Raw genomic sequence first — 20,328 nt, forward strand, 5'->3', positions numbered from 1 at the left:
TAGCAAATCTCCAACGTTATGAATTCTGATCAGTCGTCGCCTAGCGTAGTTCTTGTTTTAGGTTTTTTGGCGAATGGTGTTTGGGAATGAGCGTCTAGCGCGCTCCGAACGTAATAACCTTGCCTTAAGGCGCGCCTGAAAGTTCATCGTCTTGGACATTTCTTCCATAGGAATATCGCTGGAGGGGACGGACTTCGCAATATTTTTCAAATTCTCATATTCCAAGACCTGTGCCGGCAGGTGACGCTTCGATTCGCCTAAGGCTACGGAGCGAAGTTTGTAAATTTCGAATTTTTTGAGTTCTTTTGCCGGGGCTTTGACCGTCAGGGGGAGTATGTTGGAATTAACCACGCGACTCATATCTTTAGATGTTAGCGATAAAGACACCAAACTGTCGCCAGATAGCTCTCCTACGATTTTGTCGATGATATGAGGGGTGCCTAGAAAATCGTTAAATGATCCTATATTTAAGTTTTTAGTTGTTAAGTTGGGTTTCGATGCGAGCATCAGGCTAGGAAACCTGATATGCCCTGTCGGGTCCTGCTGATTCACCGGATCTCCAGCGCAATACGCATACGCATTCAACCCACCCTCCCCAAACGGACTCAAACTGTCCGGGCTGTTAAACCGCATCAACACCGGATTGAACGCCCGATAGCCATTGCCCAACAAATAATGCCCCGTCACTGGGTCCGCCCGTTCGCCGTTGAAGCCAAGCAGGCTGAGCAAGCCGATTTGCGCAGGGCGGTGGCCGTAGGGGGTGTAGGCGAGGGGATGAGGCTGTATGGCATCGAGCGCGTGCAGCACCGAGCGTTGCTGATCGGTGGCGAGCAAGGTGGTTTCGATGACGCCATCCTGGCGCTGTTGTTGCGCCAGGAGTTGGTCGTCTTGCTGGAAAATCGATCGTTGTACCGAGCCTTGGATTTCGCTGCTCAGGCGCTCTTTCAGGTAGAAGCGCTGGGTGCGGGCCTGGGCCGATGGCGTGCAATCGGCCAGGCGATCCAGTGGGTCGTAATGGTAGCGGCAGAGCAGCGTTTTGCGGTTCGCCGACATGGATTGACTCCTGCGCGAGCCGATGGTTAATCCGGCGTCACTCTCGTGGCCTGCATACCTTTGTCACCCTTTTCGATTTCAAAGGAGACGGTTTGCCTTTCTTTCAACGTTTTATAACCTTCGCCGGATATCGCTGAGTAATGAACGAACAGTTCCTCGCCTCCTTTGCCGCAGGTAATGAAGCCATAGCCCTTTGCATCGTTAAACCACTTAACGGTTCCTTTGATTCGGTCGTTCATTTTTATTGTCCTGCTTGCCCGAATGAAGAAAGGCACAGGGACTGTGGTTTGCCCATGGCCTTGTTTTTCGTTGTCTCGGCTAGAGCTTAGAGCCGGCACAGGCAGTTGCCTACTGTCAGAGTTGACAGTAGGCAATACCGAGAAGAGATAAGGGGTTGTGCGTTGATAGTTGGATGACTGCCGCAGCAGTCATGCCATGGCTTGAGCCTGCAACCGTCGACCGATCACATCCAGCACATCGCAGCCATCGCGCAACGGAATCGCCAGGAGCAGGGCGAAGTCGTGGAGGACAACGGCGTCGGAACTGATTTCTTCGCGAAAGGCGATGTTCTCCAGCAATTGGGTGACGGCGCGGATGCGGTAGGCGGCGGTTTCGTGGAGGACGTCGAGGGGGGCCTGGGTGTCGATGAGCAGGGCGGCGGGGGTGCAGTCGACGCCGGTGAGGGGCATGTATCGGTTCATTGGGTGGATCTCCGAGGTTCAATGGATGCCGCCACTCACTCGTCGCCAAAACGAATGGGTGGCAGCTGTACGCAGGTTGGCGAACCGGATAACCACGGAAACCGGCAGACCCGAAGGCCTCCCGCGCACAACTGCCATTGAGCAGTTCTGCGGGTGCAAAAGCCCGTGCCAAAAAGCAGGGCTTCTGACCGTAGTTTATCGAGTCGCCAAACCCGAGTCGCCATGTGGACGACGGGACGAACTATAGGCATCGCGGATTGGCTTGGGCAAGGCTCGCTGTTGCGGGTGATTTCCCAAGTAGTTGTAAGATTTTTAGTCGACGATGATCGAGTGCTGTTGTGGCGAGGGGATTTATCCCCGTTGGGCTGCGCAGCTGCCCCCAAACCAGGCAACTCGGTCTGCCAGGAAGGTTGAGTTCACTGTTTTAGGGCTGCTGCGCAGCCCAGCGGGGATAAATCCCCTCGCCACAGTTACTGCCGGACAGTTGCGGTCTCGACCCGTTCGCAGAATTCAGGGTGGAAACCTTTGGCGCTAGGGCCTTGGCAATAGGCTTGCGCCTGGGCCAGGGCGGCGGCGCTGAAGTTCAGGCTGCGGGGCATACCGGCAAAGGTTTCGTAGCCACCCTGCTGGGTCTTGATCGCGTCGAAGCCCGGCATGTCGTAGACCAGTTCCACGTCATCGTCAGCGAGCAGGCGCGCCTTGACCGTCACTTGCGTGTATTGCTTGCCCCCGGGCGCGCCATTGAGCGCCGCCAGGCCGTGGCCGACAACCCGCAGCATGTGCGGGACCCAGGGCTCGCAGTCATCCGCGCAAGCACCGGGACGGTAAAGCACGGTCAGCGTTTGCTGGTCGCGGGTCACCTCGGTCAGCGTCGGGTCGGAGCGCTTGATGCGATGCTCGATGGTCAGCCAGGTCTTTTGTTCTTCGCTGGTGCCGTCGGCCAGCTCCGGATTCACCGGGCCACGCTGGCACTCGGTGATGCCGAGGGCAATGAGCATGCCCGCCAGGATGACGGCGAGGGTCGCGCCGCCGATTTTTACATTCATAGGCAAACTCTGCTGGAGGAAGTCGCACTGTACGGTAACGGTGCAGACGATGGCAGGGCGCCTTGAGACGCTGTGCAGGAACAGTGACGCGGTTGCCATTCCCGATCAAAGAGACAGGTTGAAGTAGTCTCCGTCCATTAACCTGCACATTCTGGTGTCCGGGCTTTCGCAGCGATTATTCACCCACCCTGAAAAGGCCGGTTCCAGGATCTGCTGATACTCCACATTCAGATTTATGTCCCCGTATCGGCACGTGATGGTCGCCCTTGTGGCAGCCTGTTGGTCCTCGTCGGCCTTATGGATGACGTACCCGGCACCTTCGAATTGCAACGATGCCGGGTCGACCACGTCCACCAGGCTTTCGCTCTCCCATTCGGGGCCGTCCTGTACCTCGACGAAGAAAACATCTTCCACCGATTCGATGTTTCTATGGATGTCAGTGACGGCGGGGCAGGTTATTTCACTGGCATGGGCGTGGCCGATGATCAGCAAAAGCAACACCGCGCCTCCCGCCAGTATTTTTTTCATGTGCCAGGCTCCAGGTCTCAGTTCGACGATTCACGGCTTTGGTCCGGCGGGCTACTGTCAATGTTGTCAGTCGTTTATGTCAATTTAGAACTGTATATTGATATTTTGTAACTTTTAGCTATATAAAAAAGCGCAATTTCGGTAAATCAGACGCTTCTGACGGCCTCGGAAGATTTTTCTGTAATGGCTATCGGCCAGCCATGTAATACATTTAGGAACAATTTCCGTCCGAGCCAGTCCAACGCACGCTTTACGCCGCTCTTCATGGGCGGCTTTTTCATGCTCAAGAGGATGTTCCGGATGAAGGTTTCACGCAGTTTTGCTCTGTCTTGCCTGTTGGCGCTGGCTGCCAGCCCAGCCTTCGCGCAGTTCAGCCTCAGTGATGCAGCCAATGTGGTGTCGGCGATGCAGGGCAACCAAGGCGAGCAGGGCGAGGGCGTCGTGGCCGCGGCGCCGAAAGCCGCCGGGCTGCTCAATACCCTGGGATCGGAACTCAAGATCACGCCGGAACAGGCCATTGGCGGTGCCGGTGCGATGTTGGGGCTGGCGAAGAACCGACTTAGCGAGCCGCAGTTTTCCGAGTTGAGCAAAAGTGTCCCGGGCCTGGACCAGATCGCCGGGAACAGCGCCATCGGCGGGCTCAATGGCCTGGGCGGTTTGCTCGGGGGCGGGTCGGACAAAAATGCACTGCTCGACGGCTTGCTGGGCAACGTCAAGGACACCGGCGACCTGAACAATGCCTTCAGTGCGCTGGGCATGGACAGCGGCATGATCGGCCAGTTTGCCCCGATCATCTTGCAGTACCTCGGCCAACAGGGCGTGGCGGGTTCGTTGCTGCAGAATCTGGGGGGTATCTGGGGCACGGGGGCGGGTGTTTGATGACGGTGGCGACATCGAAAATCCGCCACGCAACCATCAGAATCTCAAGCTGAAGTAGTCGGTGTTCACCGGCCTGCAGGAGTGGGTGTCCCGGCTGGCGTAATGGTTGCCCGACCAGGGCAAGGACGCCGGCTCCTGGACGTCAAGATAATCCAGCGTGAGGTTGTTCTCGCCGTAATTGCAGGTGATGGTCACTCTCCTCGGCACCTGTTCATCTTCGTCGGGTTCATGGATCGCGAACTCGGCGTCGTTGAATTGCTGCACCGCTGGGTTGGCCTCCTGTCCAAGGTCCTGGCTCTGCCATTCTCGATCACCCTGAATTTCTACCGTTTCAGTGGTTCCATGGATGAGAGTTGCAGCCGGACAGGTGACTTCTGCGGCATGAACATGGCCGATTATCAGTAAGCAAATTCCAGCGCCGCCGTCAGTCATGAAGTTTCTCATGGGCTTGCCTCCACAAATGTGTCCCGGCGACATGTTTGCGGCTGTGCCGAGTGAGGGCTACTGTCAATGCTGACAGTCGTTTATGTTGATTTGGAATTAAAAAGCTATTTTTTGAATCGTGAAGTTTACGGTTGGCGAAGAACCGGCCCAGCGAGCTGCGGGATCCTTTAGGACTCTGGTTGCAGTCATTCAATTAGTTGTACTTCTTATGGTGGTGGCGACTGCAACCCAGTCCTTTATGTTGTAGCTGCTGTTGGCGAGGCTCGGACCTTCTTCACGTAGAGTGATTAGATATTTGATGGTGCGCTCCATCTCGTTATTGCTAGCGAGTCTGTCTAACCTCCAGTTCAGTTCTTCGGAAGCGTTTAGATGCTGGCTATATTTCTCCGAAGTTAGCACTTCATTACTTAGGTTTCGGTTATCTAAGAGATTGTTAAGATGTAAGTCTGCTTTCTCTAGGTAGCTATATATTTTTTCTCCTGGGGCGAGTTCTTTTAACGGAGTGATTTTTGCTGGCTTGGGTAGGGCGCGCACAATAATGGCGTCGGGGTGGGTTTTATTAGCGTCAGCAAGTAGTTTGAGTTTGTCCGCTCCTCCAAATCTTTCTTCGATACTCATCACCGATTTAAAAAAATGCGTTTTTCCATGGAATGGATTTTTCATAAGTAGATAGGTGTTATCGAAGAAGAGGTCAAAAAACCAAGCAGGTATTAGGTTATGTCCTGTAGGATCTTTTCGGCTAATAGGGTCCCCAGCGCAATATGCATACGCGTTCAGCCCACCTTTGCCAAACGGACTCCAGCTGTCCGGACTGTTAAACCGCATCAACACCGGATTGAACGCCCGATACCCATTCCCCAACAAATAATGCCCCGTCACCGGATCCGGCCGTTCACCATTAAACCCAAGCAAACTGAGCAAGCCGTTTTCCGCCGGGCGATGGCCGTAAGCGGTGTAGGCGAGGGGATGAGGCCCGGTTGCATCGAGCACATTCAATACCGAACGCTGCTGATCAGTCGCCAGCAGAGTGATTCCGACCTCGGCATCCTCGCGCCGAAGTTGCGCCAACAGCTGGTCGTCGTGCTGGAAGATGCTACGTTGCACCGTGCCCTGTATCTCGGAGGCCAATCGGCTTTTGCAGTAAAAGCGCTGAATGCCAGCCTCAGCGGATGGCACACAATCGACCAGACGATCCAACGGGTCGTAGTGGTAGCGGCACAATACGGTTTCGCGAGGGGTGGCAGGCATGTTCCGAACTCCGTGCAAGGTCCAAAAAGCCGGACCTTCAGCATCGGAGGTTTTTCAGTCGCTGCCTACTATCAGAACTGTTAGTCAGCACGGCCTTCACTGCGTAACGCCGCGATGCGCCGGTCCTTTTCAGTCCAGAGCTGGTTGACCCAATCCTGCACCTGCTGGCGAAACACCGGGTCGTTTTCGTAATCGCCTTGCCACAGCGTCGGGTCCAGTTCGCGGGTCTGGATGTCGATGATGACCCTGGGCACCGCGCCGCTGATCAAGTCCCAAAAACCGGGAATGCGTTTCTGCGGGTACACCACCGTCACGTCCAGCACCGCGTCCAGCTGTTCGCCCATGGCCGCCAGCACGAAGGCCACGCCACCGGCCTTGGGCTTGAGCAGGTGGGTAAAGGGGGATTGCTGTTGTTGGCTTTTGGCGGCGGTGAAGCGCGTGCCTTCGAGGTAGTTGACCACGGTGACCGGTTGGCGCTTGAACAGCTCGCAGGCGGCCTTGGTGATTTCCAGGTCCTTGCCGGCCAGTTCCGGGTTTTTCGCCAGGAACGCCTTGGTGTAGCGCTTCATGAACGGGTAGTCCAGCGCCCACCAGGCCAACCCCAGGAACGGCACCCAGATCAGCTCTTTCTTGAGGAAGAACTTGAAGAACGGCGTGCGCCGGTTGAGGGCCTGGACGAGGGCGGGGATGTCTACCCAGGATTGGTGATTGCTGATCACCAGGTAGGACGTATCGCGGCGCAGGTCGGCGCCGCCGCGGATGTCCCAGCGGGTGGGGATGCACAGGGCGAAGATCAGCTTGTCGATCTCGGCCCAGGTCTCGGCGATCCACATCACCGCCCACGAGGCATAGTCGCGAAAGCGCCCGGGCAGGACCAGTTTGAGCACGGCGAACACCATCAGCGGCCCGAACAGCACCAGGGTGTTGAGCAATAACAGCAGCGTGACGAAACAGCCGGTGAGCAGGCGGCGCATAGATGACTCTTGCAAACAGGTGGGCGGGCCATGATAAGCAAGCTTCGGGCGGCAGGCCAAATCGGTGTGGACGAAAGTTTCACTTGGGCTTGGCTAAACTGGATCGGCTTTTGTGGCGAGGGAGCAAGCTCCCTCGCCACAGGGATGTTTAACCGAACGAATTCGTTGACCACGGTCTAAAACCCCACTCCCACAATGGAAGCCCTAACTACATGAAATCAGTTCTTGCCCTGCTTTCCCTGGTGGTCCTTCCAGTGCTGGCCGCCGAGCCAACCCTGTACGGGCGCTACGAATACATCGCGTTGCCGGAAATCGGCGGTGAAGTGCTCAAGGCCAAGATGGACACCGGCGCCCTGACCGCCTCGCTGTCAGCCAAGGACATCGAGACCTTCACCCGCGACGGCGATGACTGGGTGCGGTTCCGCCTGGCGACCAAGGATGCGAGCAACAAGGTCTACGAACACAAGATCGCGCGCATCAGCAAGATCAAGACCCGTTCCGAGGAAGATGAAGACGACGACGAAAAGATCGCGCCCACCAAGCGCCCGGTGGTCGATCTGGAGTTGTGCCTGGGTAACGTCAAGCGCACGGTCGAGGTCAACCTGACGGACCGCAGCAGTTTCAATTACCCACTGCTGATTGGCGCCAAGGCGTTGCGTGAGTTTGGCGCGGCGGTGAACCCGGCTCGGCGGTTTACGGCGGATAAGCCGGATTGTTGATGAGCGTGCCTCAGACTGGTGCGGATAGCCCCCGGTAGTCGTGCATGAAGGGCTGGCGATTAAATTTTCAGCTCTTCATATGGCTAATTCCGAATGTATTTAATTTGGACTTTTTCATTGAATCGCAGTGGGCTGCGAGAATTGCCTAGAGGTATGCTGGCCCAAGTGTCGTTTGCTACTCGCGATGGCAATCTTTGGAGGTTTTTGGATATTTCTAAGTTGTTTGTTAGATATTTTATCGCGTCGCTTTTTGAAATTACTGATGATGCTTCTTGGCGGCGGGTGGGGCTGATCAAGTGTTTTATCTGGGTTTCATACTCGGGTGGCATTGTTTCTATAAGTTTTTTGGCTCGAGAAATGCTTTTTTTGTCAACTACCTTGGCGATGTCGACAATCTGCTCCGGTATTAAGCCGCTCAGGTGTACGGGGTTGTCCTCGAATAATTTATTGAATTTTGGATTTATGTTCGTTTTTCTGTATATGACTGGAGCGCCACGGAATGCCTTGCGAGCAGTTGTAGATATATTTATATGTTTGCGACTCATTAATCCCCATACTCTAAAGCGTGTTCCCAATCCCCATAAATGCCCCGTAGGATCGCTCCGATTGATGGAGTCTCCTCCACAGTACCCATATGCATTCAGCCCACCCTCCCCAAACGGACTCAAACTGTCCGGACTGTTAAACCGCATCAACACCGGATTGAACGCCCGATACCCGTTACCCAATAAATAATGCCCGGTCACCGGGTCCGGCAGTTCACCATTAAACCCAAGCAAACTGAGCAAGCCATTTTCCGTCGGGCGATGGCCGTAGGGTGTGTAAGCGAGGGGGTTAGGCCCGGTTGCATCAAGCGCATTCAATACTGAACGCTGTTGATCGGTCGCCAGCAGGGCGGTGTCGACCTTTGCATCTTCGCGGCGCCGTTGCGCCAACAGCTGGTCGTCATGCTGGAAAACGCTGCGTTGCACCGCCCCCTGTATCTCGGTAGCCAATCGGCTTTTGCAGTAAAAGCGCTGAATGCCGGCCTGCTCAACGGGCGCACAATCGACCAGGCTATCCAGCGGGTCGTAGCGGTAGCGGCACAATACGGTTTCGCGAGGGGAGGCAGGCATTGACTGAGCTCCAGGTGAAAAAAAACCGGCCTTCAGCATCAGCCGTTTTCCAGCGCTTGCCAACTATCAGAACTGCTAGGCATGGCCGCCACCACCGACAAACTCGACTGCCGATTGACGTACCCCAAGCCTTGCGGCACCGTTCCGGCAACTTTACTGCCGGGCTCGCAAGCCATGCCTCATATCCTGATTGTCGAAGACGAAGCCGCCATCGCCGATACACTGGTGTTTGCCCTGCAAGGGGAGGGGTTTGACACCACCTGGTTGAGCCTTGGCGCAGCCGCCCTCGAACACCAGAAAAATACTCCGGCGGACCTGATCATTCTCGATGTGGGGCTGCCGGATATCAGCGGCTTCGAGACGTGTAAAAATCTCAGACGTTTCAGCGACGTTCCGGTGATCTTTCTGACAGCCCGGGATGGCGAGATCGACCGGGTGGTGGGCCTGGAGATCGGTGCTGACGATTACGTGGTCAAACCCTTCAGCCCCCGTGAGGTGGCGGCCAGGGTCCGGGCGATCCTAAAACGTGTGGCGCCGAGGCCGGCGGTGGAGCCGGGCATGGCGCTGTTTCAGGTCGATGCCGACCGTGTGCAGATCAACTATCGCGGCAAACCGCTGAACCTCACGCGTCACGAGTTCCGCCTGCTCAATTGTCTGCTGGAGCAACCTGAGCGGGTCTTCAGCCGCGAACAATTGCTCGATGCCCTGGGCGTGGCCAGCGATGCCGGCTACGAGCGCAGCATCGACAGCCACATCAAGAGCGTGCGCGCCAAGCTGCGCCTGGTCCGGGCCGAGGCCGAGCCGATCCAGACGCATCGGGGCCTGGGCTACAGCTACAGCCCGGGGCACAGCTGATGTCGCTGGGGATCCGGATTTTCCTGGTGTATGTGCTGTTTATCGCCTTGACCGGTTATTTCGTGCTCAACACGGTCATGGAGGAAATCCGCCCCGGCGTGCGCCAGTCCACCGAAGAAACCCTGGTGGACACGGCCAACCTGATGGCCGAGATCCTGCGAGACGATTTCAAGGCCGGCACCCTCAACCAGAATCGCTGGCCGCAGTTGCTCAAGGCCTATGGCGAGCGCCAGCCGGCGGCGACGATCTGGGGCTTGCCGAAAAACCAGGTCAGCCATCGTATCTATGTCACCGATGCCAAGGGCATCGTGGTGCTCGACTCCAGTGGCGTGGCGGTGGGCCAGGATTATTCGCGCTGGAACGACGTCTACCTGACCCTGCGCGGCCACTACGGCGCCCGCTCGACCCGCAGCGTTGCCGATGATCCGACGTCTTCGGTGATGCACGTCGGCGCGCCGATCCGCGACAACGGCCGCATCATTGGGGTCGTCACCGTCGCCAAACCCAACAGTTCCTTGCAGCCCTATGTCGATCGCACCGAGCGGCGCCTGTTGATCTATGGCGCCGGGTTGGTGGCCCTGGGCTTGTTGCTGGGCGGCTTGTTGTCCTGGTGGCTCAGCGCGGCATTGCGGCGTTTGACGAGCTATGCCCAGGCGGTCAGCCAGGGGCGTCGGGTGGAAGTGCCGCATTATCGTGGGGGCGAGTTCGAGCAACTGGCGGGCGCTGTGGAGCACATGCGCACGCAACTGGAAGGCAAGGCTTACGTCGAGCGTTATGTGCATACGCTGACCCACGAGCTCAAGAGCCCGCTGGCGGCGATTCGCGGGGCCGCCGAGCTGCTGCAAAGCGACATGCCCGCCGCCCAGCACCAACGCTTCGTCAATAACATCGACAACGAAAGTGTGCGCATGCAGCAGTTGATCGAACGGTTGCTCAACCTGGCCCAGATCGAGCAGCGCCAGGGGTTGGAAGAAGAAGTCGCGGTGCCGCTGGCAGCGTTGATGGACGAGCTGCTGGAAGCGCGTGGCGGCTGGATTGAAAGTCGCCAGTTGACGGTTGAACAGCATATCGCTGCCGACCTGACGCTGACCGGTGAGCCGTTCCTGTTGCGCCAGGCCTTGGGCAATCTGCTGGAAAACGCCCTGGACTTCACCCCCGTCAACGGTCGGCTACGTATCAGCGCCGAGCGCAACGGAAACCGCGTCGAGATCCGTTTGTTCAATCAGGCCGCGCCGATTCCCGACTACGCGCTGCCACGCCTGAGCGAGCGCTTCTACTCCCTGCCGCGCCCGGACAGCGGCCGCAAGAGCACTGGCCTGGGGCTCAACTTCGTGGAGGAGGTGGTGCAGTTGCATGGGGGGCAATTCAGTATTGGCAATATCGTGGGTGGGGTTGAGGTGGTGCTGAGGTTGCCTTGAGAGAACTTGGTTAATCTTATTATTGATTAATTTACATAACCATTTTTTAGGTTTAATTTCCCCTCAGCACCGGCGAACGATTCAATAAACCTGTCAGCAAGCCATGCCTTACGGTGAGATGACTTTCGGTCGGCTGGTCCTACTCGTGGATACACAACCGGGAGCATGAGCATGGTGAGCCTCTGGCAAAAACTGCAGGCCAAGTTGTTGCGCGCCTTCGCCAAGAGAATGAAGGCGAAGTTTACCTATGACGCTGCGCTGTTTCCGTTGCGCGCAATGGTCGAGCAAACCATCCCGACCCCTGGGGGGCCTGCGCGGGCGCTGTTTTACTGGCCCCATTCGCAGTCCTCGGCGAAGCTGCCGGTGTACTTGAATTTCCATGGCGGTGGCTTTGTCGCGGGGACGCCCGAACACGACGACAGCTATTGCCGTCGACTGGCCCATAACCTGAACTGCCTGGTGGTCAATCTGGACTATGTGCTGGCGCCAGAGCACGCCTTCCCCGCAGCCCCGCGGCAGTGTTTCGCGGTGCTCGAATGGCTGGCCAGCGAAGCCGAAACGCTGGGCATCGATCCTCAGCGTTTCGCAGTCGGCGGCCATAGCGCCGGCGGCAATCTGGCCGCCGCCGTGGCGGGTCTGGCGCGAGGGCATCAAGCGTTGAAGGTGGTGCATCAGTTGATCGACTATGCGGCGCTGGATCTGCACCAGGACCCTGCCTTGAAGACGTCCACCAGTGCCCGGCCACTGCTCAATGCCGGCCTGATGCGCTTCTTCAACAGCTGCTACCTGAGCGATCCGGCACAGGCGCTCGATCCGTTGGCCTCACCCCTGTTGGCGCCGGTCGAGGCGCTGGCGGGGATGCCGCCAGCCACGGTGATCACGGCGCAATACGATATCTTGCGTGCCGAAGGCGAGGCCTATGCCGAGAAGTTGCGCCAGGCCGGCGTGCCGGTGCGCCAGCGAATGTTTGAAGGCTGCGACCATATGTTCACCCACCTGGGACCGGACGAGTCGGCCGAGGAGGCCTGGCAGCTGATGGAGGATTCCCTGCGCGAAGCCTTCCAGACCGTGGATGGCGCGGATGCCGGCGCTTCGGCGCAACGAGGCGAGGGCAGTCTCCACACAATCTCCACAATCGCTCCATAAGCCCAGCACACAGCCACCCCAGACTCTCCCTCATTCGAACAGGGAGAGCCCCACATGAACCGCAGCCTCGCCATAAAACTGGGCATGATCGCCCTATTGATTCTCTTGTTGATGATCCCGTTGTTGATGATCAACGGGCTCATTGATGAGCGCCAGGAACTGCGTGACGGTGTGCTGCAGGACATCGCCCGCAGCTCCAGCTACAACCAGCAACTGATCGGGCCGATGATCGTGGTGCCGTTTCGCAAGAGCGTGAAGGTCTGGAATACCAACGAGAAGACCGGTGTGCGTTTCCTGGAAACCGTCGAGCGAACGGGCGAGTTGTATTTTTTGCCGGAGCAATTCGAACTCGACGGCCAGGTCCGCACCGAAACCCGTGCCCGGGGCATCTACGAAGCGCGGATGTTCCACGCCGATAACCGGATCGATGGCCGCTTCAAGGTGCCTGAGCGCTACGGTGTTGCTGCCAAGGATTTTGCCGATTACCGTTTTGATGAGCCGTACCTGAGCGTCGGCATCAGCGATATTCGCGGCATCGAGAATGCGCTGACCCTGACGCTCAACCAGCAGACCGTCGATTTCCTGCCCGGTTCGCGGCTCGGCTGGCTGGGGCAGGGTGTGCATGTGCCGCTGCCGATGATCACCGCCCAGGGCGGCCCTGAGCTGACCTTCGGTTTTGACCTGCGCCTGCAAGGCACTGGCGAGTTTCAGATTCTGCCGGTGGGCAAATCCACCAAGGTGCACCTGTCGGCTGACTGGCCACACCCCAGCTTCATCGGCAACTACCTGCCGACCAATCGCGAGATCAATGAGCAGGGTTTCAGTGCGGACTGGCAGACGTCGTTTTTCTCCACCAACCTTCTGGAAACCCTGCAAGCCTGCGAGCCAAGCGATGGTTGTGAAGCGTTCCGCAGCCGCGCCTTCGGCGTGAGCTTCATCGACCCGGTGGACCAGTACCTCAAGAGCGACCGGGCGATCAAATATGCGCTGCTGTTCATAGCCCTGACATTCGCCGGCTTCTTCCTCTTCGAGGTACTCAAGAGCCTGGCGGTGCACCCAGTCCAGTACGCCTTGGTGGGCGTGGCGCTGGCGTTCTTTTACCTGCTGCTGTTGTCGCTGTCGGAGCACATCGGTTTCACCCTGGCGTACTTGGTGTCGGCCAGTGCCTGTGTCGTGTTGATCGGGTTTTATGTCTGCCATGTGCTGCGCAGCGTGAGCCACGGCCTTGGATTCTCGGCAGGGCTGGCGGGCTTGTACGGCTTGCTCTACGGCCTGTTGAGCGCCGAGGACTACGCGCTGTTGATGGGCTCGCTGTTGCTGTTCGGCCTGCTGGGCGTGTTCATGGTGCTGACTCGCAAGCTGGACTGGTATGGGGTTGGGGCGAAGCCGGCGGCTGTCATGAGCTTTGATCTGGGAGAGGTGAAATGAGCCGGTCGCTGGGGTTGCGTGAGGATCAGCGGGTGCGGGAGGTGTTGGTGATGCAGATTGCTGGGTTGTTTCCTTTGGAACCGGTGCGCTGCCATCGCGGGCAAGCCTTGCTCCCACAGGTTGAGCGGGTCTATGTGGGAGCTAACCTGCTCCCACAGATTGAGCGGGTCTATGTGGGAGCAAGGCTTGCCCGCGATGAGGCCGGCACGGCTAACGCAAATCTAGACCCTGGGCACCGTCTCGACCATCGAAGGCCGCAAGCTCACCTCGGCAAACCACGCTGCCAGTTGCGGATTGGCCTTGCGCCATTCCAGGTCCGGATGGCGCAGGTCGAGGTAGCCCAAGGCGCAGGCCACGCTGATGGAGGCCACGTCGAAGTGGCAGGCCAGTTCGGCAATCGCTTCGGCTTCGAGCTGGCCCAGGGCGCGGCGAATCTTGTCTCGCTGCGCATCGAGCCATTCGTCCCAATGCTTTTCCACAGGGCGCAGCGCGGTTTCGTAGCGGATCATCACCGCCGCATCCATGATCCCATCGGCCAGGGAGGCCAGGGTCAGGCGCCGCCAGCGGGCCGCGCCGTCCCGGGGGATCAGCGGGTTGCCGACGTGCTGGTGATCGAGGTAGTCGAGGATGACGCGGCTGTCATGGATTACCGTCCCGTTGGCCAGGCGCAGGGCCGGGATCTTGCTCAACGGGTTGTCATCGATGAGTGCCCGGTCCGGCTTGACCGGCGAGAGCTGGCTGAGCTGCAACGCCACACGGTCCTGCTGGCCGGTTTCGTGCAGCAGCACCAGGACCTTGCGAACGAAGGGCGAAGCGGGGTTATGGAACAGCGTCATGCTGGGAGTGGACATGCAGGCATCCTCGGTAAACGGCCAGGGGCTTAGCCTAGACAGTTACGGGGCGGCTGGCGAGTGACTGGTTGCGGTGGGTTCCAATGTGGGAGCGAGCTTGCTCGCGATGGCGGTGAGTCAGCTTGCATTGAAGTTGACTGACGCTCCGCTATCGCGAGCAAGCTCGCTCCCACAGGTTTCGTGCCACGTTGAAATCATCCCCGTTTGAATAAGCCCCAAGTCCCCAGCACCGTAGGTATTCCCAGCCCAACCCAGCTCACCGCATCCCAGACGCCGTCACCGAGTAATGCGCTGAACAACCCTGCCGCACTAAGCGCACCAATCATCAGGGGAATACCAAACACTTTCCAGAAACTCGACTGTCGAGGCCTCACGAGGCGACCTCCGTGCCGACGGTTGCCCGCTTGGCTGCTTTACGCCGCACCAGCCACAGGTAAACGCCGCTGCCGAGGACGATGATGGTCAGTACATCGAGGGTTGCCCAGAAAATCTGCATCGGCCGGCCACCGTAGTCGCCGAAATGCAGCGGCAGGGACAGGCTCATGACATCCATGTACCAGGGGCGTTCTGCGACGGCGGTGACGTCCAAGGTGGTGGCGTCGATCAGCACCGGGGTGAGCAGGTGCGAGGTCAGGTGGGTGTCACCCTTCATGAAGACGCTGTAGTGGTGCTCGCTGGAGAACAGCGTGCCGGGGAAGGCGATGAAACTCGGCTCCATGTCCGGCGCGACGTCCTTGGCAATGTCCAGCAGCCGGGTGGCCGGTGCCAGTTGGGTCAGCGGCGGAGCGTCGCGGTAGGGTTCGACCATGGCGCTGAGGCTGTCGTTGCGCCACGCGGCGATGATCAGGTCGGCGCAGGCGGCGATCACGCCGGTGACGCCCACGGTCAGCGCCCAGACCAGCGTGACCACGCCGATCAGGTTGTGCAGGTCGAGCCAGCGCAGGCGCGTGGATTTGTCCTGGCGTACCGTGGCGAACTTCAAGCGGCGCATGAACGGCAGGTACAGGACCACCCCGGAGACGATGGCGATCACGAACAGCAACCCCATGAACGCCAGCAGCAACTTGCCCGGCAGCCCGGCGAACATGTCCACGTGCAGGCGCAGCATGACCATCATGAAACCGCCATTGGCCGAGGGCATTTCCAGCGCCTCGCCGGTACGCCCATCGAGCATGAAGGTGTGGGAGGAATTGGGTTCGGTGCCCGGTGTCGGCGCCATGATGGTGATGACGCCGTTGGGATCGTCATCGTCCCAGCCAAAATACTGGACCACTTCCCCCGGGCGATGGGCCTTGGCTTTTTCCACCAGTTGTTGCAGGTCCAGCTGCGGCGTGTCGGCGGGCATTTCCCGAAGCTGCGGGGCATCGCCCAGCAGGTGTTCGATTTCATGGTGGAAGATCAACGGCAGCCCGGTGATCGCCAGCATCAGCAGGAACACCGTGCAGATCAGGCTGGTCCAGGTGTGGACGAAGGACCAGCGGCGGATGGTTTTGCTTTTCATGAGCGATCCGGATGTAAAAGGACACCTTGTGGCGAGGGGTATCTGTGGGAGCAAGGCTTGCCCGCGAAACAGGCGATGAGGTCCTTCCGAAACCGAGTTGTCTCCATCGCGGGCAAGCCTTGCTCCCACATAGTGCTCGCTAAAGTGGGTATGCAAATGCTAACCGTTTACCATTTGTAATTCACGCTGGCGACGACGTTGCGTTGGTCGCCGTAGTAGCAGTAGAAGCCGTCGCAAGTGGACAGGTAGTCCTTGTTGAAGAGGTTCTTCGCGTCCACCGCCACCGTGACCCCCTTGAGGGTCTTGTTCAAACGGCCCAGGTCGTAATGGGCCGAGGCGTCGTACACGGTGTAGGAACCGACATGGCCCCAGTCGGTGTTGGTGGTGTTGCCGTAGGTGTCGCCGACATAACGCACACCGGCGCCGACACCGAAGCCATCCAGCGGGCCGTTATGCCAGGTGTAGTCCGCCCAGGCGGTGGCCTGGTTGCGCGGGACCTGGGCCATGCGCTTGCCTTTTTCCGCGGCTGTGCCCTTGGTGATTTCGCTGTCGTTGTAGGTGTAGGAACCGATGAGCTTGAGGTTGTCGGTCACATCGCCCGAGGCCTCCAGTTCCAGGCCACGTACCTGGACTTCACCCACTTGGCGGGTGACGTTGTTTTCGGTAACGGAGTTGTTTTTCTGGGTCAGGTCGAACACTGCTGCCGTCAGCAGGGTCTTGGTGCCGGGTGGCTGGTACTTGATACCCGCTTCGTATTGTTCGCCTTCGGTGGGTTTGAACGCTTCGGTGCTGTTGACGGTTGAACCCGCCGCCGCCTGGAACGACTGGGCGAAGGAAATGTAGGGCGTCACACCGTTATCGAAGACATAGCTCAACGCCGCGTTGCCGCTGAATTTCTTGTCGCGCTGGGTGTTGGTGGCGTTGTTCTGGTTGTGGAATTCGGTGCCGGTGTGAATCCAGTCCTCACGACCGCCGAGGGTCAGGCGCCAGTTGTCCAGGGCGATCTGGTCCTGGACGTACAGGCCGGTCTGGTTGGTTTTCTGGTTGTAGTCGTACATGGTGAAGTACTGGACATTGGAGAAATCCTGTCCGTAGATCGGGTTGTTGATGTTGCTGGTCGGCACCCCGGTCGAGCCCCACAGCCAGCGCGAATTGCTGTTGGAGCGCTGGTGGTCCAGGCCCAGCAGCAGGGTGTGGCTGAGGGCGCCGGTCTGGAAGTCGGCCTGGAAGTTGTTGTCCACGGCGAACTGGCTGATGTCTTCATCGACGACGCTGGCACTGCGCTTGACGGTGCCATCGGCGCTCACTGCTTCCTCAGGACCCGCCGGCCAGAATTGCCCGCCAGCGGAAATGCCTTGGGTCTCCAGGTCGCTCTTGGTGTAGCGCAGGTTCTGGCGGAACTGCCAGGTATCGTTCAGACGGTGTTCAAACGCATAACCGAGTGCGTAGTAGGTACGGTCGTAGAATTCCCAGTCCGGGTCGCCGAGGTTCTTGTGGTGGGAAATCTTGCCCGCTGGCGAGGACAGCTTGGTGCCTTGCAGTGGCAGGAATTGCCCGGTGATGCCGGTGTCGTCGCGGGTGTACTGGGACAGGAAGGTCAGGCGGGTGTCGTCGTTGATGTTCCAGGTCAGGCTCGGCGCGAGGTTGTAGCGCTTGTCCGGGATGTGATCGACCTGGGAATTGCTGTCGCGCACGGTGCCGCTGAGCCGATAGAGGAACTGGCCTTCGTCATCGACTTTGCCGGTGCTGTCGAAGTTGATTTGCTTGTGTTCGTAGCTGCCGGCCTGCAGCTCGACTTCATTGCTGCTTTCGGCCTGTGGGCGACGGCTGACCATGTCCAGCATGCCGCCCGGGGGCGTCTGGCCGTAGACCGAAGAGGCCGGGCCACGCAGCACGGCAATGCGCTCCAGGTTCCAGGGCTCGATTTTCGGGGTGATGTAGTTGCCCTTGGGCAGAGGCAGGCCATCGAGGAACTGGGTCGGTATGAAACCGCGAACCAGCAGCCAGTCGTTGCGCGAGTCCGAACCGTAGCCGCTGCTCTGCACGCCAGCGGTGTAGCGCAGGGCGTCATTGAGGTTGAGGACCGAACGGTCTTCCATCTGTTGGCGGGTGACCACGGAAACTGAGCGCGGCAGTTCGACAATCGGCGTATCCGTCTTGGTCCCGGCGGCGGTGCGGGTGGCGACGTAGCCCGCGGTCGGGCCCCATGCGGTTTCGCTGACACCGGCACCGATCACGCTGGTTTCCGGCAAGGCCATGACGCCTTCAGGCACCGCCACCAGGCTGTAGGTGCCGGCGCTGCTTTGTTCCAATTGCAGGCCGGTGCCGCGCAAGGCCTCGCGTAATGCACCGGTGGCATCGAACTGGCCCTGGACCGGGGCCGAGGTCTTGCCCGAGGCCAGGGACGGATTCAGGCTCAGCGCGAGGCCGGCCTGGCTGGCGATCTGGTTCAGGGTGCTGGCCAGCGGCGCGGCGGGCAGGTTGTAGGTGCGCACGCTCGTGGCCTGTTCGGCGGCCAGCAGCGGGGCGCTGGTCAACGGGACGGCAAAGGCAATGGCGATGGCCAACAGGCTGGGGCGCAACAGGGTGTCTAGCGGGCGGGACATACGGCGGCTCCTGAATGGAAATATTTCTCAATTGCCTGGGTGCCGGATGAAAATCGAAAAGTGATAGGGCTGGATGAAAATAATTTAGATTCTGTTTTCGAGCGGTGGCTTTGTAGTGGGGCTAATGGCCTCATCGCGAGCAAGCTCGCTCCCACATTGACCGGGTCGCCCGCGAATTATCCTGTGGGAGCGAGCTTGCTCGCGATGAGGCCATACCTGACACAAAGCCACTCAGGGTTTGGCTTCAACCCGGGGCCCCACCACCACCCACCACCGCGTGTGATGCTCGATCTGCACCGGCAAGCTCGGCAGCAGGGCCGTCAAGGCCAGGTCGGTGTCGTGCAGCGGGAAACTGCCGGTGATGCGCAGGTCTGCCACTTGTGGCTCGACGCCCAGGTAGCCGCGCCGGTAACGTCCCAATTCGTGGACCAGGTCTTCAAGGCGCGCGTTGTCCACCACCAGCATGCCGCGGGTCCAGGCATCGGCGCCGGGGTTCAGGGCGATGGTCTGCCCGAGGCCGTCGCGGCGCATCAGCACTTGTTGGCCTTCGCGCAGGATCAGTTCCTTGTCCGTGGCCTGCGGATGCGCGGCCACAGCGGATTTCAACACGCTCAGGCGCGTGCCTTGGTCTTCACGCTTGACCAGGAACCGTGTGCCCAAGGCGCGCAGGCTGCCTTCGCGGGTTTCGACGATGAACGGACGCGGGTCGTCGTGGCCGGTTTCTACCAGGATCTCGCCTTCCTGCAGGACGATGCGGCGCTGCTTGTCATCGAAACGCACGTCCAGGGCACTGTGGGTGTTGAGGTTGATCAGCGTACCGTCGGCCAGGCGCAGAGTGCGCTGCTCGCCTGTCGCGGTGCGCTGATCGGCCAGCCAGTAATCCAGCGGCAGGTAACGATCCCCGGCAAACAACGCCAGGCCGATGACCGCGACAACACTGGCCAGGCCGCTGCCCACCTTGCGTATCCGCCGGCGAATGCTGACCCGCGATTGCAGCAACGCCGCCCGCGCCGGCCCGTTGGCCACACTGAAACGCTGGTCAAGCATGCCCAGCTGTCGCCAGGCCCGGGCGTGTTCTTCGTCGGCGGCATGCCATCGGGCGAACGCTTCACGCTCCAGGGCGCTGCTTGAGTCCAGGGACAACTGCCAGGCAATGGCGGCATCCAGCACGCTGGCCGAGACCGGTTTGGCATGGGCCTGGCTCATGTCGGCTCACCATAAAGTGCGATGTAGCACTGTCGGATGCCTTGGGCCAGGTATTGCCGTACCCGTGGCACCGAAACCCCCAGGCGCTCGGCGATTTCGGCGTGGCCGAGGCCGTCGAGGCGGTTATAGAGGAAGGCTGCGCGGGCCTTGCTCGACAGTTTGCCGAGCAGGCGATCGATGGCCTTGAGGTCTTCGAGGATGATTTGCTGTTCTTCCACCGAGGGCTGCTCGGCCTCGGGAATCAGCATCAGTTCGGTGAGGTAGGCCTGCTCCAATGCCGCTCGACGGAAATAATCGAACAGCAGGCCCTTGGCGATGGCCACCAGAAATGCCCGTGGCTCGCGGGGCGCCTTCAGTTCCTCGCGACCCAGCAAGCGCACAAAGGTGTCCTGGCTCAGGTCCTCGGCCCGTTGCGAACACGCCACGTTGCGTCGCAGCCAGGCCAATAGCCAACCGCGATGGTCACGGTACAACGCACCAACCAAATCACTATGAGGACTGGGGACTGACGACACGAAGCATCACCGACGTTTTAAGTAACGAGAATTGTTCGCGATTGTGGCAGAGGCGGAGGCGGGAAAGCAATTGGCGCTGGTCGGGACCCGGTCTG

At 59.4% G+C, this 20,328-nt stretch carries 21 protein-coding genes; 6 read left to right on the forward strand and 15 right to left on the reverse strand.

Features of this window, described 5'->3' with window-relative positions; all coding sequences use genetic code 11:
- Nucleotides 1–57: 57 nt before the first annotated feature.
- From Q7F16_RS11560 to Q7F16_RS11580, 5 genes are all read right to left on the reverse strand, one after another.
- Nucleotides 58–1,053: an RHS repeat-associated core domain-containing protein gene (locus tag Q7F16_RS11560; protein ID WP_014340577.1), complete on the reverse strand. Its 996-nt coding sequence runs from the start codon at nt 1,051–1,053 to the stop codon at nt 58–60.
- A gap of 26 nt (nt 1,054–1,079) precedes the next feature.
- On the reverse strand, nt 1,080–1,292 hold the full coding sequence (locus Q7F16_RS11565; RefSeq protein ID WP_014340576.1) for a cold-shock protein: 213 nt from the start codon (nt 1,290–1,292) through the stop codon (nt 1,080–1,082).
- 189 nt (nt 1,293–1,481) lie between these two features.
- Nucleotides 1,482–1,754, reverse strand: a complete 273-nt coding sequence (locus Q7F16_RS11570) for a hypothetical protein (RefSeq protein WP_409555807.1) — start codon at nt 1,752–1,754, stop codon at nt 1,482–1,484.
- Between the two features lie 470 nt (nt 1,755–2,224).
- Complete coding sequence (locus Q7F16_RS11575) at nt 2,225–2,800, reverse strand: hypothetical protein (protein WP_409555808.1); 576 nt, start codon at nt 2,798–2,800, stop codon at nt 2,225–2,227.
- Between the two features lie 105 nt (nt 2,801–2,905).
- The gene (locus Q7F16_RS11580) at nt 2,906–3,328 is read right to left on the reverse strand and encodes a DUF3757 domain-containing protein (RefSeq protein WP_014340573.1); all 423 of its coding nucleotides are present in this window, start codon (nt 3,326–3,328) and stop codon (nt 2,906–2,908) included.
- A gap of 300 nt (nt 3,329–3,628) precedes the next feature.
- Here Q7F16_RS11580 and Q7F16_RS11585 point away from each other — a divergent pair, with 300 nt between their 5' ends.
- Complete coding sequence (locus Q7F16_RS11585) at nt 3,629–4,207, forward strand: DUF2780 domain-containing protein (protein ID WP_014340572.1); 579 nt, start codon at nt 3,629–3,631, stop codon at nt 4,205–4,207.
- Nucleotides 4,208–4,243: 36 nt separating this feature from the next.
- Here the strand turns inward: Q7F16_RS11585 and Q7F16_RS11590 are convergent, their stop codons facing one another.
- The 3 genes from Q7F16_RS11590 to Q7F16_RS11600 all read right to left on the reverse strand — a co-directional run bounded on the left by Q7F16_RS11590 (nt 4,244) and on the right by Q7F16_RS11600 (nt 6,873).
- Nucleotides 4,244–4,651 carry a DUF3757 domain-containing protein gene (locus Q7F16_RS11590; protein ID WP_046064512.1) on the reverse strand — a complete coding sequence of 136 codons (408 nt, stop codon included), beginning with the start codon at nt 4,649–4,651 and terminating at the stop codon, nt 4,244–4,246.
- A 189-nt stretch (nt 4,652–4,840) separates the two neighbouring features.
- Entirely contained in the window at nt 4,841–5,899 is a 1,059-nt protein-coding gene (locus Q7F16_RS11595) for an RHS repeat-associated core domain-containing protein (RefSeq protein WP_409555809.1), read from the reverse strand.
- An 80-nt stretch (nt 5,900–5,979) separates the two neighbouring features.
- Nucleotides 5,980–6,873 carry an acyltransferase gene (locus Q7F16_RS11600; RefSeq protein ID WP_409555810.1) on the reverse strand — a complete coding sequence of 298 codons (894 nt, stop codon included), beginning with the start codon at nt 6,871–6,873 and terminating at the stop codon, nt 5,980–5,982.
- A 212-nt stretch (nt 6,874–7,085) separates the two neighbouring features.
- On the opposite strand from Q7F16_RS11600, the gene rloA2 reads away from it, so the two are divergent.
- Complete coding sequence (gene rloA2, locus Q7F16_RS11605; protein WP_046064514.1) at nt 7,086–7,592, forward strand: retropepsin-like aspartic peptidase RloA2; 507 nt, start codon at nt 7,086–7,088, stop codon at nt 7,590–7,592.
- A gap of 83 nt (nt 7,593–7,675) precedes the next feature.
- Here the strand turns inward: rloA2 and Q7F16_RS11610 are convergent, their stop codons facing one another.
- Entirely contained in the window at nt 7,676–8,707 is a 1,032-nt protein-coding gene (locus Q7F16_RS11610) for an RHS repeat-associated core domain-containing protein (protein WP_409555839.1), read from the reverse strand.
- Nucleotides 8,708–8,881: 174 nt separating this feature from the next.
- Here Q7F16_RS11610 and creB point away from each other — a divergent pair, with 174 nt between their 5' ends.
- The 4 genes from creB to creD all read left to right on the forward strand — a co-directional run bounded on the left by creB (nt 8,882) and on the right by creD (nt 13,554).
- Nucleotides 8,882–9,562: a two-component system response regulator CreB gene (gene creB, locus Q7F16_RS11615; protein WP_014340567.1), complete on the forward strand. Its 681-nt coding sequence runs from the start codon at nt 8,882–8,884 to the stop codon at nt 9,560–9,562.
- The gene (gene creC / locus Q7F16_RS11620; RefSeq protein ID WP_409555811.1) at nt 9,562–10,980 is read left to right on the forward strand and encodes a two-component system sensor histidine kinase CreC; all 1,419 of its coding nucleotides are present in this window, start codon (nt 9,562–9,564) and stop codon (nt 10,978–10,980) included. Before creB ends, creC begins: the two co-directional genes overlap by 1 nt.
- Nucleotides 10,981–11,151: 171 nt before the next feature.
- Nucleotides 11,152–12,126, forward strand: coding sequence for an alpha/beta hydrolase (locus tag Q7F16_RS11625; protein WP_409555812.1), 975 nt, complete (start codon nt 11,152–11,154; stop codon nt 12,124–12,126).
- A gap of 54 nt (nt 12,127–12,180) precedes the next feature.
- Nucleotides 12,181–13,554, forward strand: a complete 1,374-nt coding sequence (gene creD, locus Q7F16_RS11630; protein WP_046064517.1) for a cell envelope integrity protein CreD — start codon at nt 12,181–12,183, stop codon at nt 13,552–13,554.
- A 221-nt stretch (nt 13,555–13,775) separates the two neighbouring features.
- On the opposite strand, the gene Q7F16_RS11635 is transcribed toward creD, so the two are convergent.
- The 6 genes from Q7F16_RS11635 to Q7F16_RS11660 all read right to left on the reverse strand — a co-directional run bounded on the left by Q7F16_RS11635 (nt 13,776) and on the right by Q7F16_RS11660 (nt 20,233).
- Nucleotides 13,776–14,405: a glutathione S-transferase gene (locus Q7F16_RS11635; RefSeq protein WP_046064518.1), complete on the reverse strand. Its 630-nt coding sequence runs from the start codon at nt 14,403–14,405 to the stop codon at nt 13,776–13,778.
- Between the two features lie 194 nt (nt 14,406–14,599).
- Entirely contained in the window at nt 14,600–14,779 is a 180-nt protein-coding gene (locus tag Q7F16_RS11640) for a hypothetical protein (protein WP_080570015.1), read from the reverse strand.
- On the reverse strand, nt 14,776–15,906 hold the full coding sequence (locus Q7F16_RS11645; RefSeq protein WP_046064519.1) for a PepSY-associated TM helix domain-containing protein: 1,131 nt from the start codon (nt 15,904–15,906) through the stop codon (nt 14,776–14,778). Before Q7F16_RS11645 ends, Q7F16_RS11640 begins: the two co-directional genes overlap by 4 nt.
- A 167-nt stretch (nt 15,907–16,073) precedes the next feature.
- On the reverse strand, nt 16,074–18,512 hold the full coding sequence (locus tag Q7F16_RS11650) for a TonB-dependent siderophore receptor (RefSeq protein WP_046064520.1): 2,439 nt from the start codon (nt 18,510–18,512) through the stop codon (nt 16,074–16,076).
- A gap of 231 nt (nt 18,513–18,743) precedes the next feature.
- Nucleotides 18,744–19,718 carry a FecR domain-containing protein gene (locus Q7F16_RS11655; RefSeq protein WP_079302899.1) on the reverse strand — a complete coding sequence of 325 codons (975 nt, stop codon included), beginning with the start codon at nt 19,716–19,718 and terminating at the stop codon, nt 18,744–18,746.
- Nucleotides 19,715–20,233: an RNA polymerase sigma factor gene (locus tag Q7F16_RS11660; RefSeq protein ID WP_046064522.1), complete on the reverse strand. Its 519-nt coding sequence runs from the start codon at nt 20,231–20,233 to the stop codon at nt 19,715–19,717. The genes Q7F16_RS11655 and Q7F16_RS11660 overlap by 4 nt, the downstream gene beginning before the upstream one ends.
- Nucleotides 20,234–20,328 lie beyond the last annotated feature (95 nt).

Source organism: Pseudomonas sp. Lb2C2, assembly GCF_052112205.1.
Lineage (GTDB): Bacteria > Pseudomonadota > Gammaproteobacteria > Pseudomonadales > Pseudomonadaceae > Aquipseudomonas > Aquipseudomonas kilonensis.